This window comes from Streptomyces sp. NPDC057638, from assembly GCF_042800315.1.
Classification (GTDB): Bacteria; Actinomycetota; Actinomycetes; order Streptomycetales; family Streptomycetaceae; genus Streptomyces.
Map to the genome: position 1 here is coordinate 1 of NZ_JBHVHF010000222.1, position 13,983 is coordinate 13,983.

General features: G+C 74.3%; 8 protein-coding genes. 4 read left to right on the plus strand and 4 right to left on the minus strand.

Features of this window, described 5'->3' with window-relative positions; genetic code table 11:
• Positions 1–79: 79 nt before the first annotated feature.
• The 3 genes from ACFVIM_RS25175 to dusB all read right to left on the minus strand — a co-directional run bounded on the left by ACFVIM_RS25175 (position 80) and on the right by dusB (position 6,292).
• Positions 80–1,078: an ArsR/SmtB family transcription factor gene (locus ACFVIM_RS25175; RefSeq protein WP_384305395.1), complete on the minus strand. Its 999-nt coding sequence runs from the start codon at positions 1,076–1,078 to the stop codon at positions 80–82.
• Between the two features lie 724 nt (positions 1,079–1,802).
• On the minus strand, positions 1,803–4,547 hold the full coding sequence (ppdK, locus tag ACFVIM_RS25180; protein WP_384305398.1) for a pyruvate, phosphate dikinase: 2,745 nt from the start codon (positions 4,545–4,547) through the stop codon (positions 1,803–1,805).
• Positions 4,548–5,056: 509 nt separating this feature from the next.
• Positions 5,057–6,292 carry a tRNA dihydrouridine synthase DusB gene (dusB, locus tag ACFVIM_RS25185; RefSeq protein WP_384305401.1) on the minus strand — a complete coding sequence of 412 codons (1,236 nt, stop codon included), beginning with the start codon at positions 6,290–6,292 and terminating at the stop codon, positions 5,057–5,059.
• A gap of 63 nt (positions 6,293–6,355) precedes the next feature.
• Here dusB and ACFVIM_RS25190 point away from each other — a divergent pair, with 63 nt between their 5' ends.
• The 4 genes from ACFVIM_RS25190 to ACFVIM_RS25205 all read left to right on the plus strand — a co-directional run bounded on the left by ACFVIM_RS25190 (position 6,356) and on the right by ACFVIM_RS25205 (position 13,472).
• Entirely contained in the window at positions 6,356–7,813 is a 1,458-nt protein-coding gene (locus tag ACFVIM_RS25190; RefSeq protein WP_384305404.1) for an MFS transporter, read from the plus strand.
• A 569-nt stretch (positions 7,814–8,382) separates the two neighbouring features.
• Complete coding sequence (locus ACFVIM_RS25195; protein WP_384305407.1) at positions 8,383–11,274, plus strand: LuxR C-terminal-related transcriptional regulator; 2,892 nt, start codon at positions 8,383–8,385, stop codon at positions 11,272–11,274.
• A 306-nt stretch (positions 11,275–11,580) separates the two neighbouring features.
• Positions 11,581–12,315, plus strand: coding sequence for a dioxygenase (locus ACFVIM_RS25200; RefSeq protein WP_384305410.1), 735 nt, complete (start codon positions 11,581–11,583; stop codon positions 12,313–12,315).
• Entirely contained in the window at positions 12,312–13,472 is a 1,161-nt protein-coding gene (locus ACFVIM_RS25205) for a hypothetical protein (RefSeq protein ID WP_384305413.1), read from the plus strand. Before ACFVIM_RS25200 ends, ACFVIM_RS25205 begins: the two co-directional genes overlap by 4 nt.
• Before the next feature lie 105 nt (positions 13,473–13,577).
• On the opposite strand, the gene ACFVIM_RS25210 is transcribed toward ACFVIM_RS25205, so the two are convergent.
• Positions 13,578–13,754: a DUF6243 family protein gene (locus ACFVIM_RS25210; protein ID WP_384305416.1), complete on the minus strand. Its 177-nt coding sequence runs from the start codon at positions 13,752–13,754 to the stop codon at positions 13,578–13,580.
• Between the last annotated feature and the right edge of the window lie 229 nt (positions 13,755–13,983).

Consider the following 13,983-nt stretch of genomic DNA (forward strand, 5'->3'; position numbering starts at 1 on the left):
GGGATGATCGTCCCGGCGCCGGGCCCCGGCCGGGCCAGCCGGACCGGCCCGCTGAGCCCACTCCGACCGGTCGGCCCCGTCAGCTGGTGGCCTCCGCGGGGGCGCCGGCCCGCAGCAGCGCGGCGCCCAGCGGGGTGAGGGTGTGCAGGACCGCGTTGCCGTGGCGCAGCGTCAGGACCAGGCCCGCGTCCCGCAGGACGGCGGCGTGCTGGCTGGCGGAGGCGAGGGAGACCCCGGCCCGGCGGGCGAGTTCGCTGGTGGTGCAGCCGTAGCGGATGGCCTGGAGCACCGCCGAGCGGGTGTGTCCGACCAGTCGGCCGAGGGAGGGCGCGAGGGCGGCCCCGGCGGGCTCGCCCAGGGCCGGGTCGGGGGCGTGGGCGGCCGGGTAGACCAGGATCGGCGGGAGGTCGGCGTCCCGGTAGACCACGGGGGTGCCCCGGCAGAAGAAGGACGGCTGGAGCAGCAGCCCCCGTCCGTTGAGCCGCAGTTCGCGGTCGACCGGGTAGTCGGATTCCAGCACGGGCGCGCGCCAGCGCAGTACGGGCGGCAGGGAGTCCAGCAGCTCGCCCGTGCCCCCGTCGAGCAGGGCCCGGCCGCGCAGCGCCCGGTCGGCCTCGACCTGGGCCTGGATCTGTCCCCAGTAGGGCTCGATGGCGGCGTGGTAGTAGCTGCGGACGACGCCGACGAGCCGGGCTATCGCCCCGGGCCTGCCCTCGCTGAGCCCGGCGACCCGGCCGGGGCGCTCGGTGAGCCGCCCGGCGGTCGCGAGGGAGACCTCGTCGTGGAGGCGCTCGCACGGGGTGTCACGGATGGCCTGGAGGCCGCTGTCGAGCCCGGCGGCACCGTCCGGGGGCGTCAGAAAGTCGGGGAAATATCCCCGGGGTGGCACCAGCGCGGACAGCAGGCTTGTTTCACCATTCAACCGCGCCCGGGTTTCCGTACGCCATTCACCGAACATCTGAGCACGGCGGCGCTCTCTCAATCGATGAAAGCTGAGAATCGTTTCCCACAGGACGTCCGGCCGGGCCGCCATTCTCACCTTGGCCAGATCCTCGCCGGTGAAATGGATACGAAGCACTGAACCCCCACTGTTGCACCCGCAATCGCCCCGTTCACTGAGTATGCACGCCATCACAGGCGGTTACCAGGGAGTTTCAGCCAGAGTTGAAATGTCTCGCCGGAGCCAGGTGCGAACCGAAAGGCTGTACCGCGTCGGACAGGTTCTCTCTGTCTCCGATGGATGTGCTGAGGACCGTGGGGGGCTTCACACATCCGGCGGCGGGTGACAGAGGGTGCGGCTCCCTGTCCGGCCGGGGTAATGAGGTGCGGCCCGGGGATGGGGATCCTCGGGCCGCACCTCGCTCCGCGTTTGCGGGGCGGGGATTGAGGGGCACGCCGTTTGCCCGGCGAATGACAGAATTCGCAGTCGCGTCAAGGGGCCATCGGGGTCCGTTCGAGCGCCGGCCGGCACATCCGAGACGGGCCGGGCGGGCGGGTCATCGCGATCACCACACCCCATTGCACCGAAATTCGGCAAGGTCTTTTCATAAACCCCGTGCGAAAATCCCGCCGTTCACTCACCGCGCCCCCGGGCCCCTCCCCCGCCCCTCCCGGGCCGCCCCTGGGGCCGTGCGCGCCGGAGGTCCGTACACCCCCCGGGGGGCAGGGGGGCGTACGGACGGTGAGCCGCCCGCCGGGACCGGCCCGGAGCCATCCCCGGACCACCGGGCCCAGCGGGCGACGGCCGACGGGGCGCCGGTCGGCGGACGGTGACCAGCTGACGGCGGCCGACAGGACGCCGGTCAGCGGACGGTGGCGAGGGTCGCCGCGCGGGCCGCCTCCAGCCGGGCCACCGGGATCCGGAACGGCGAGCAGGAGACGTAGTCCAGACCCACCTCGTGGAAGAAGTGCACCGACTCGGGGTCGCCCCCGTGCTCCCCGCACACCCCCAGCTTCAGCCCCGGCCGGGTGGCCCGGCCCGCCTCCACCGCGCCGCGCACCAGCGCGCCGACCCCGTCCCGGTCGATCGTCTCGAACGGCGACACCCCGAAGATGCCCTTCTCCAGGTACGCGGTGAAGAACGACGCCTCCACATCGTCCCGGGAGAACCCCCACACGGTCTGGGTGAGGTCATTGGTCCCGAAGCTGAAGAACTCGGCGGCCTCCGCGATCTGGCCCGCCGTCAGCGCGGCGCGCGGCAGTTCGATCATCGTGCCGAGCGCCAGCCGCAGCCGGGTCCCGGTGGCGGCCTCGACCTCGGCGATCACCTGCTCGGCCTCGTCCCGGACGATCTCCAGCTCCTGCACGGTCCCCACCAGCGGGATCATGATCTCGGCGCGGGGGTCGCCCTTGGCGTCCTTGCGGGCGGCGGCGGCCTCGGCGATCGCGCGGACCTGCATGGTGAACAGACCGGGGATCACCAGCCCGAGCCGCACTCCGCGCAGCCCGAGCATCGGGTTCTGCTCATGGAGCCGGTGCACGGCCTGGAGCAGCCTCAGATCGTTCTCGTTGTGGTCCTTGCGGGCCTCGGCGAGGGCGACGCGTACGGAGAGTTCGGTGATGTCCGGCAGGAACTCGTGCAGCGGCGGATCCAGCAGCCGTACCGTCACCGGCAGCCCGTCCATCGCCTCGAACAGCTCCACGAAGTCCCGCCGCTGGAGCGGCAGCAACTGCTCCAGCGCGGCGGTGCGCTCATCGTCGGTGTCGGCGAGGATCAGCCGCTCGACCATCTCCCGCCGCTCACCGAGGAACATGTGCTCGGTACGGCAGAGCCCGATGCCCTGGGCGCCGAAGCGGCGTGCCCGCAACGCGTCCTCGGCGTTGTCGGCGTTGGCGCGCACCCGCAGCCGCCGCACCCGGTCGGCGTAGGCCATCATCCGGTGCACGGCCACGACGAGTTCATCGGCGTCGTCGGCGCCCGCGTGCATCCGGCCCTCGAAGTACTCGACCACCGGGGAGGGCACCACCGGCACCTCACCGAGGTAGACCTTGCCGCTGGAGCCGTCGATGGAGACGACGTCGCCCTCCTCGATCACCGTGCCGCCGACCTGCATCCGGCGCCGCTTGGTGTCGACCTCCAGATCCTCGGCGCCGCAGACACAGGTCTTGCCCATACCCCGGGCCACGACGGCGGCGTGCGAGGTCTTGCCGCCGCGCGAGGTGAGGATCCCCTCGGCGGCGATCATCCCGTCGAGATCGTCGGGGTTGGTCTCGCGGCGGATGAGGATGACCTTCTCGCCGGAACGGGACCATTTGACGGCGGTGTACGAGTCGAACACCGCCTTGCCCACGGCGGCCCCCGGGGAAGCGGCGATACCCCGGCCGAGCAGTGTGACCGTGGCCTCCTCGTCGAAGCGCGGGAACATCAACTGGGCCAGCTGGTGGCCGTTGACCCGCCGCAGCGCCTCCGCCTCGTCGATCAGGCCCTGGTCCACCAGCTGGGTGGCGATCCGGAAGGCGGCGCCCGCCGTGCGCTTGCCGACCCGGGTCTGGAGCATCCACAACTGGCCGCGCTCGATGGTGAACTCGATGTCGCAGAGATCCAGGTAGTGGTTCTCCAGCGTCTCCATGATCTTCAACAGCCGGTCGTAGGACGCCTTGTCCAGGGCTTCGAGCTCGGCCAGCGGGACCGTGTTGCGGATCCCCGCGACGACATCCTCGCCCTGCGCGTTCTGGAGGTAGTCCCCGTAGACGCCCTGCTGGCCGCTGGCCGGGTCCCGGGTGAAGGCGACCCCGGTACCGGAGTCGGGGCCCAGGTTGCCGAAGACCATGGAGCAGATGTTGACGGCCGTGCCGAGGTCGTTCGGGATGCGCTCCTGGCGGCGGTAGAGCTTGGCCCGGTCGCCGTTCCAGGAGTCGAAGACCGCCATGACCGCGAGGTCCATCTGCTCCCGCGGATCCTGCGGGAACTCCCGCCCGGCCTCGGCCCTGACGATCTCCTTGTACCGGGCGACCAGCTTCTTCAGGTCCTTCGCCCCGAGTTCGGTGTCGACGGAGACACCCTTGGCCTCCTTGGCCGCCTCCAGCGCCTCCTCGAAGAGATCGCCGTCGACGCCGAGGACGGTCTTGCCGAACATCTGGATGAGCCTGCGGTACGAGTCCCAGGCGAACCGCTCATCGCCCGCCTGGGCCGCGAGACCGGCGACCGAGGCGTCCGAGAGCCCGATGTTGAGGACCGTGTCCATCATCCCGGGCATCGAGAACTTGGCACCCGACCGTACGGAGACGAGCAGCGGGTCGTCGGCCTGGCCGAGCCGCTTGCCCATCGTCCCCTCCAGCGCGTCGAGGTGCGCACTCACCTCGTCGCGGAGGGCGGGCGGCTCCTGGCCGCTCCCCAGATAGACCTGGCACGCCTCGGTCGTGATGGTGAAGCCCGGAGGGACGGGCAGTCCGAGGTTGGTCATCTCGGCGAGGTTGGCACCCTTGCCACCGAGAAGATCCTTGAGGTCCTTGTTGCCCTCGGTGAAGTCGTAGACGAACTTCCGGCCCTGGCGAGCAGTGCTGCCCGGGCTTGCTGGGCTTTTCGGGTGCTGTGAATTCTCCGACACGGCTCTCGACCCTTCGAGGCTCGGTGGCTGCCCTGACGGCGAGGAACATACCCAGATCAAAGGCTTCTGGGTATGTCCACTTGGCCGTCATACGGCCGTAACCACTCTTCCGCCAGCGGATCTAAAGGTGGGGGGTTACCAGCGGGCTCTTCACCCCTTGAAGGCATGGATACGGAGGGCGATGAGTTCCGTGCGCTTCCCTCACGGAAGGTGGCGAGGGGTTGAAGCCCTGACGGCAGCGAGGGTGGCACTGGGTGCCACCTTTCCGAGAGATGGACCCACTCACGATTCGCTCATCTGAGCGCCCACCCCATCAACAGTGGCGAGAATCACCCTCCCGGGGGCCCCTCACGGCCGCGCCCTGCCCCTGTCGCGGGCCCAGCCCGCCCTCCCCACCCCACCAGCACGGACAGGGGGCTTCCCGACCGCGTAGGCACGCGGCCCCGGCCCGGCATGGAGGGCTCGGCGCCCACGAGAGGTGGGCGTGCGGGGCGGGCCGCGGGGCGGTGTCAGCCGCCGGAGGTGTCGAGTTCGGCTTCGGGGGTGATCGCCGCGCAGTCGTAGGGATCCCGCAGCCACCCGTCCGGCAGGACCACCCGGTTGTTGCCCGAGGTGCGCCCGCGCGGCCCATCCGCCCCCTCCGGCCACGCCTGGTCCAGCTCCAGCCCCCCGAGCCGCTCGTCCAGTTCGCCGAGCGAGGAGGTGACGGCCAGGGCCTTGCGCGCCTCGGAGCCGACGGAGAAGCCCTTCAGATACCAGGCGACGTGCTTGCGGAAGTCGATGACGCCCCGCGTCTCGTCGCCGATCCACTCCCCCAGCAGTTCGGCGTGGCGCCGCATCACGGCAGTGACGTCCCGCAGGGTGGGCGCGGCGGGCGCCCCGGTGCCCTCGAAGGCGGCGACCAGGTCGCCGAAGAGCCAGGGCCGGCCCAGGCAGCCACGGCCGACGACGACGCCGTCGCACCCGGTCTCGCGGACCATCCTCAGCGCGTCCTCGGCGCACCAGATGTCGCCGTTGCCGAGTACCGGTATCTCGGGCACGTGTTCCTTGAGGCGGGCGATGGCGTCCCAGTCGGCGGTGCCGCCGTAGTGCTGGGAGGCGGTGCGTCCGTGCAGGGCGATGGCGGTGACGCCTTCCTCGACGGCGATCCGCCCGGCGTCGAGGTAGGTCAGGTGGTCGTCGTCGATGCCCTTGCGCATCTTCATGGTGACGGGCAGGTTCCCGGCGCCGGAGACGGCTTCGTGGAGGATGGCGCGCAGCAGGGGGCGCTTGTAGGGGAGGGCCGAGCCGCCGCCCTTGCGGGTGACCTTGGGGACCGGGCAGCCGAAGTTGAGGTCGATGTGGTCGGCGAGGTCCTCTTCCACGATCATGCGGACGGCCTTGCCGACGGTGGCCGGGTCGACTCCGTACAGCTGGATGGAGCGGGGGGTCTCGCTCGCGTCGAAGTGGATCAGCTGCATGGTCTTGTCGTTCCGCTCGACCAGCGCCCGGGTGGTGATCATCTCGCTGACGAAGAGCCCGGTGCCCCCGGTGACCGCCGCCTTCTTCGGCGCGCCGCCGAAGACCCGCACGCCCTCGGCGAACTCCCGGCACAGGGTGCGGAAGGGCGCGTTGGTGATCCCGGCCATGGGCGCGAGCACGACGGGCGGCCGCACGGGGTGCGGGCCGATCGCGAGCGGGGCGCCCGCGCCGGTCGCGGAGGCGGGGGTCGGCGCGGTCTGAGGGTCGGTGGCGAGCGTGGTCATGGGCCCATTGTCGCGTACGGCGTTTCCCGCGCGGAAATCGTTAGTTAACCGTACTATCCGTACATGCCCGAGCTGACCCACCGACGGCGGCTGCTGGTGCTGGCGATCTGCTGTATGAGCCTGCTGATCGTCAGCCTCGACAACACCATCCTCAATGTGGCGCTGCCCTCGATCGGCCAGGATCTGGGCGCCTCCGTGACGGGCCTCCAGTGGACCATCGACGCCTACACCCTGGTCCTCGCCTCGCTGCTGATGCTCTCCGGTTCCACCGCCGACCGGATCGGCCGCCGCAAGGTCTTCATGGTGGGGCTGACCCTCTTCACCCTCGGCTCCGCGCTCTGCTCGCTCGCCCCGAGCCTGGAGGCCCTGATCGCCTTCCGCGCCCTCCAGGCCGTCGGCGGCTCGATGCTCAACCCGGTGGCGATGTCGATCATCACCAATGTCTTCACCGACCCGGCCGAGCGCGCCCGCGCCATCGGGATCTGGGGCGGGGTGGTCGGCATCTCCATGGCCGGGGGGCCGATCGTCGGCGGTCTGCTGGTCGACACCGTCGGCTGGCGCTCGATCTTCTGGGTCAATCTCCCCATCGGGCTGCTGGCGCTCCTGCTGACCTGGCGGTACGTACCCGAATCGCGCGCCCCCAGGCCCCGGCGGCCCGACCCGGTGGGACAGGCGCTGGTCATGGTGTTCCTGGGCTGTCTGACGTACGCGATCATCGAGAGCGACCCGGTCGCGGCGGTGGTCGCGGCGCTCGCGCTGGCCGGGGTGCTGGTCTATGAGCCACGCCGCCGGGAGCCCCTGATCGAGCTGCGGTTCTTCCGCAGCGCGCCGTTCAGCGGGGCGACGGTGATCGCCGTGTGCGCCTTCGCGTCCCTGGGCGGCTTCCTCTTCGTCAACACCCTCTACCTCCAGACCGTGCGCGGCTACGACGCCCTCCACGCCGGGCTCTACATGCTGCCGATGGCGGGGATGGCCTTCCTCAGCTCCCCGCTCTCCGGGCGGCTGGTGGGGAAACGGGGGCCCCGGCTGCCGCTGGTGATCGCGGGGGTCACGATGACGGCGTGCTCGGTGATGTTCGCCGCGTTCGGCGCCGAGTCCTCCGACGTCCTGCTCTTCACCGGGTACGCGCTCTTCGGGCTCGGCTTCGGCATGGTGAACGCGCCGATCACCAACACCGCCGTCTCCGGTATGCCCCGGGCCCAGGCCGGGGTCGCGGCGGCGGTGGCCTCCACCAGCCGCCAGATCGGCCAGACGCTGGGGGTGGCGGTGGTCGGCTCGGTGCTGGGCGCGGGGGTCTCCCTGGTCCACAGCCTGATGAGCGGCCCTGCCTCCGCCGCCTACGCGGACGCCTTCCTGGACGCGAGCAGGCCCGCGTGGTGGGTGCTGGTCGGGTGTGGTCTGTGCATCCTCGTGGTGGGGCTGGTGACGAGCGGGCCCTGGGCCGAGCGCACGGCGAGCCGCTGCGCCGCACGCCTGACGGAGCCGGAGACCGCGCGGCGGGCCCCGGCCGCGCGCGAGTGACGCGACGCGGAACGCCCCACGACCCCGTGACCGCCCAGGCCGTGTCCGCGACCTAGCGCCGTCCTCCCTCTGGGCGACATCCAGGGGGCGGGGCCTCGGCGACCGGTACCGGGCTCCCCAGGCTCCGCCTGGGCGGTACCTCCACCCAGACCGCCGCCCGGGGCCACCACCCGGACCGCGGAGCCCAGGGGGAGGGGTGCCGTGCGGCGCGGCGCGGGCCGGTGAGCCCCTCGGCCGTGGCGCTGGCCCCGGCCGCGCGCGAGAACACCTTCCCGAACGCCCCCCGGGCCCGCCTCGCGGACCCGCCCCCGGCGCGGCGGCGGCACGCGGCCCGCCCCGGCGCCGTCCCCCCGACGGTCGGCCTTCGGCCAGAAAAGGATCTTCCGGGGGACCCGCCCGGCATCCCGTCCACCGGGCGACGGGCCCGTCCCGCGCCCGGACGGCGGCGCCCACCAGCGGCGCACGCGGCCCCGCGCCCTCCGAGCCCACAGCGGCCCCCGGCCGGTGCGGGGACCGGATCCGGCCGGGGGCGGGGCGCGGGCGCGGGAAGATTCGGGAGGATGCCGGGCATGCGTCCCGAAGGAGTCTGCGAGGTCTGCCCCACGCCCCTGCGCCCCGCCACCCGCGGCCGCCCCTCCCGCTACTGTTCCAGCGCCTGTCGCCAGCGCGCCTTCCGCCGCCGGGGCGCCCGGGACCGTGCCGTCCCCGCGCCCGGCCGCGCCCCCGCTCCCGCGCTGGACTCCTTCGTCGGGCGCCGGAAGGAGCTGGCCGCGCTGCGGGGGCTGCTGCGCTCCTCCCGGCTGGTCACCCTCACCGGCCCCGGCGGCATCGGCAAGACCCGGCTGGCACTGGAGCACATCACCCGGCCGCGCGCCCTGGAGGGCCGGTTCGTGGAGCTGGACGGCGTCCAGGACAGCGCCGGCCTGCCGCACGCCGTCGCCACCGCCCTCGGGGTGGCCGAGCGCGGCGGCCGGACCGGCGTGGACGTGCTCGCGGACGCGGTGGAGAGCGGCCCCCTGCTGCTGGTGCTGGACAACTGCGAGCATCTCGCCGGAGCGGCCGCGCTCCTGACGGCGGAGCTGCTGCGGCGCTGCGCGCGGCTGCGGATCCTGGCGACCAGCCGGGAGGTGCTGCGCGTTCCCGGCGAGGTGGTGCTGCGGGTCGGCGAACTGCCCACGGGCGGGGCGGACGGTGGCGGCCCCAGTGACTCCGTACGGCTGTTCGTGGCACGGGCGGCCGAGAGCGATCCGGGGTTCACCGCGACCCCGGAGGTCGGGGAGATCTGCCGGCGGCTGGACGGGATGCCGCTCGCGATCGAGCTGGCGGCGCGGCGGGCGGGGGCACTGACCCCGGCGGAGATCCTCGCCGGGCTCGACGACCGGCTGACCCTGCTCTCGGACGGCAGCCGCACCGGTCCTGACCGCCATCGCGAACTGTCCGCCGCGATCGACTGGAGCCACCGGCTGCTGACCGAGGAGGAACGGCTCTTCTTCCGCCGCCTCGCCGTCCTGGCCGGCGGGTTCGACGCGGACGCGGCGGCGGCCGTCACCGGCGTGGACCCGGCCCGGGTGCTGCGGACGCTGTGCGCGCTGGAGTCGAAGTCGCTGCTGGTGCGGGTGGCGGGCGGGGGCGACCGTACGCGTTTTCGCCAGCTCGCCGCGATCCGCGCCCATGCCGTGGCCCGGCTGGCGGACTCCGGGGAGCGGGAGGACACCTGGCACCGGGCCACCCACTGGCTCAGCGGCCTGGTCGCCCCCGCCGGTGAGCAGGTCTTCCCCGACTTCGGCGGCGGCCCGCGCGAGGAGCACGAGAACCTCGCCGCCGCCGTCGCCCACACTGCCGCCCGGGGCAGGCCCGACCGCGCCCTGACCATCGCCCTGGCCCGGATCCGCTTTCAGCAGGGGCAGCCGAGCGCCGCGCTCACGCTGCTGTCCGGAGAGGGTCCGCGCGCGGGACGGCCCCCGGCGGCCGGGGAGCGGGGGCCGGGCTCCTGGGAGCGTCCGCGCGCCGGGCGTCCCGCCACGGCCGAGGAGCGCGTGGCGGGGCCCTGGGGCCGGCTGGGCCCGGGTATCCCGGCTCCGGGGAGCCCGGGAGCCAGGACGCCTGGGCACGGCCTGACCGTACGCGTCGACCGGATGGCCGGGGACAGCGTGACCCGGCCCGTCGACCGGACACCCGGCCACGGCATGACCCGGCCCGTCGACCGGACACCCGGCCACGGCATGACCCGGCCCGTCGACCGGACACCTGGGAACAGCGTGACCCGGCCCGTCGACCGGATGACCGGGGACGGTATGGCCGGGGACAGCGCCGCCCTCGCGCTGGCGGCCCGCGCGGCCTGTCAGCGCGATGACGCCCGGGAGGCGCTGGCGTACGCGGAGCGCGCGGTCGCCGCGGCGGACGCGGTGGTACGGGCGTACTGGCCGGTCCGGGCGCACACGACGGTACGGGAGACACCGTCCCCCTTCTCGCCCGCCGGGCCCCGCCACGGCCGCGCCGACCGCCTCGGCACCGCGCCCGGGCCGGATCGTGGGGGCGCGCGCCGCCCGGCCACCGCGCCCGGCCCCCAGGGTGCTCCCCCGGCCCCGCCCGGCGCCCTCGCGCGGCTGGCCAACGCGCTCGACGCGCGGGCCGCGGCGCATCTGTGCGGGGGCCGGTTCGAGGACGCCGTCGAGGACTTCCGGGCCTGCCGCCGGGTCGTCACCGCGCTGGGGCGCCCCGAGGACGAGGCGTGGTGCACCCACCATCTGGCCTGGGCGCTGCTGCACACCGGCCGGGCCGAGGAGGCCGACGCGCTGATGGCCGCCTGCCTGCCCGTACTCGACGAACGTCCGGTCCCGGCGTGCCAGGCGGCGGCCGGGCTCCACACCGCCGGGGCGGTACGGCTGGCGCTCGGTGACGCCCGGGGCGCCGGGGCGCTGTTCGCCCGGTCCCTGCGGTACGTGGCCCAGGAGAGCTTCCACTCGCTCTACCCGCTGGAGGGGCTCGCGATCGTCGCCGCCGAGCGCGGCGCCGTCCGGCGGGCCCTGCTGCTCTTCACGGCGGCGGCCGAGTCATGGGCCCGGCTGCGCACCGAACCCGAGCGGAGCTGGCGCCGCCAGGTGGAGGAGACCGCTCGGCGGGCGGCGGGCACGCTGCCCGCCGGGGCGCGGGCGGAGGCGCTGGCGGCCGGGCGCGGACTGCGCTGGCCGCAGGTCCTCTCGTACGCCCTCGACACCACGGCGACCGCGCCGGGGGCCGTGCGGCGCACGGACGGCGGGACGCCGCTCCCGGGCACGCTGACCGCCCGGGAGTCGGCGGTGGCCGCGCTGGTCGCCGAGGGGCTGACCAATCGTCAGATCGCGGCCAGGCTGGGCCTCTCCCCCAGCACGGTCGCCACCCATCTGGACCGGGTCCGCGACAAGCTCGGGGTGCGCTCCCGTACCCAGATCGCGCTCCGGGTGGCCCACGGCCCCTCCTGAACGACGGGCGGCCGCACCCGGCCCAGGCGCCCGGCACACAGCACGCGGCCCAGGCCACCGACACACAGCACCCGGCACCCGGCACCCGGCACCCGGCACCCGGCCGGGAACCCACCCCGGGCCGCCGCCCGCCGGATTCCGTCACGCGTCACGTTCACCGGTCATCCGACCGATGCCGCACCCGGCCGCGCCGTCGACGCTGGCCACCAGGGCGGCTCCGGGCCCCGCGCCCTCCGCCACCTCGGAGGGACCCGGGGCCGCCCCCGGCTCCGTATCCGTATCCGTCCGTATGTGAGGAGAGATGCCATGCCCCAGGGCCCACCGGCCGACGGCGGCACATCCCGTTCCCGGAGGTCGTTCCTGCGCACGGGGTCCACCTCGGTGACCGCCGCCGCGCTTCTGACCACGGGTGCCGTCGTCAGCCTCAGCGGCACCAGCGCCACGGCCGCCGCCCCCGTCAGCACGGTGGCGGCGGACCGGCGGGCCGGGCGGCCCGTCGCGCTGACGCCCGCCTGCGACGGCCACGAGACCCCGGCCGCGATGGAGGGACCGCTCTTCAAACCGGAGTCACCACCCCGCACGGATCTGCGGACCCCGGGGGTGCGGGGCGTGCCGCTCGACCTCACCGGGGTCGTCTACGACACCGGCTGCGTCCCGGTCCCCGGCGCGCTGGTCGAGTTCTGGCAGTGCGACCAGAACGGCGACTACGACGTCTCCGGTTTCTCCCTGCGGGGCCACCAGTACACGACCACCCGGGGCGCCTTCACCCTGCGCACGATCGTCCCCCGCGACTACGCGGGCCGCTGGGGCGTGCGCGCCCCGCACATCCACACCCAGGTCCAGGCCCCCGGAGGTCCCGTGCTGATCACCCAGCTCTACTTCCCGGACCACACCCAGGCGTACGGACGGGACTTCGCCGCCCTCAACGCCGGGGACCGGCTGATCAACCGGGCCTGCACCATCGCGCTCGCGGGCCCGGACGGCGGCCGCTACGCGGGCGCGTTCGACTTCGTCATCGCGACGACGGCGCCGACGCCGTGAGCGGGGGGAGCGGTATACCGAGGAGGAACGTACGGTGGCCCGCGCTCGCGGCCACCCTCACCGCCGGGGTCGTCGTGATCGGCGGTCTCCTCACCGCGCCCGGGGAGAGCGCCACGGGCCCGGCGACCGAGCGTCCGGCCGCCGCCGAGGCCGTCGGGCAGGGCTGGCACTCCGTCCCGGTGCCGCTGGCCCGGGGCGACCTCACCGCCGTCGCCGCGCTCGACGCGCGCCGGGCCTGGGCCGTGGGCCACCGGCTGACCGGGAACTCCACCGCCGAGGCCGTCGCCCTGCGCTGGGACGGCACCGCGTGGCGGCAGGAATCCACCCTGCCGGAGCGGAGCTGGCCACAGACGCTGGCGGTCCGCGCGGACGGTGACCTGTGGGCGGCGGGCGGCCCGGGCGCCGCCCACCACTGGAACGGCACGGCCTGGACCACCCATCAGCTCGCCGCCCAGCCGGGCGGCCGGGTGGTACCGGACGCGCTGGCGACCGCCCCGGACGGAACGGTCTGGCTGGCGGGCCGGGCGCTGGCCGGGGCGGTCAAGGACGGGAGACCCGCCGTGCAGTCCTGGGACGGCACGGCCTGGCGCCACCACGCCCTCCCGGACACCGGCCGGGGCGAGCTGACGGCGGTCACGGCCGTCGCCCCGGACGATGTCTGGGCGGTCGGCGCCACCTGGGCCGGCCGCGGCTCCGGCCAGTCCGCGCTGCTGTTCCACTACGACGGCCGGGCCTGGACCCGGGTGGCGGCGCCGCCCGCCGCACCGGGCGAACACCGCTGGCTCTCCGCGGTCGGCGGGGCCGGGCACGGCGAGCTGTGGGCCGTCGGCGGCGCCCTCACCACCGGGGGCGTCGAACGCCCCTACGCGGCGCGCTGGGACGGCACCCGGTGGCGCACCGCGCCCACCCCGCCGGTCGCCGACGGACGGCTGCGGTCGGTGGTCCGCGCGGGCGACGGCACGGTGTGGGCGGCGGGCGGCAAGGGCGCGGTGTCGGTGCTGCTGCGCTGGGACGCGCGGCTGCGCCAGTGGAGCCGGGCCCAGGACGCGGGGGTCACCGTGCGGGGCCTGTCCGCCGTCCCGGGCACCGCCTCCCTCTGGACGGTCGGCATCTCCAGGACCACCGACCTGACCCCCGCCACCGCCCTGCGCCCCTGAGACCGTCCAGGCGCCCGGCACCGCCCCGCGCCCTGAGGCCACCGGGACGCGGGCAACGCGAAGGGCCCGAGCCATGACGGCTCGGGCCCTTCCCGGGAATCAGCGTCAGGCGTTGTCGCCCTCGACCCGCTCCCGCATCTTCTTCAGCAGCTCCGCCTTCTGGTCGGACGCGGAGCGGCGGTTGGCGTCCGCGTCCGGCCCGAGCGCTCCCTGCCGCTCGGCCCGGGACAGCTTCTTGCGCTGTCCTCCGACACCGAGGAGGTTGTTACGGCTCTTCGCCATGGGGCTCTCCCTTCTGTTCTGTGGTGAGACGTGTCTGGTTCGTTCGCCGGATGAGGGCGGTCACGGACCGCCGCTCTCTCACTCGTAGATCTGGAAGAGAGAAGACATGCCGGTGACAGTACCCGGCGGGGCCGTCCGCCGGCATCCGGTTTTCCGCCCGGCGGGCGGCGGCCCGGGTACGGAGCGGTTCCGCCCGGTACGGGCAAGCCCCACCCGGTACGGGTGAGGG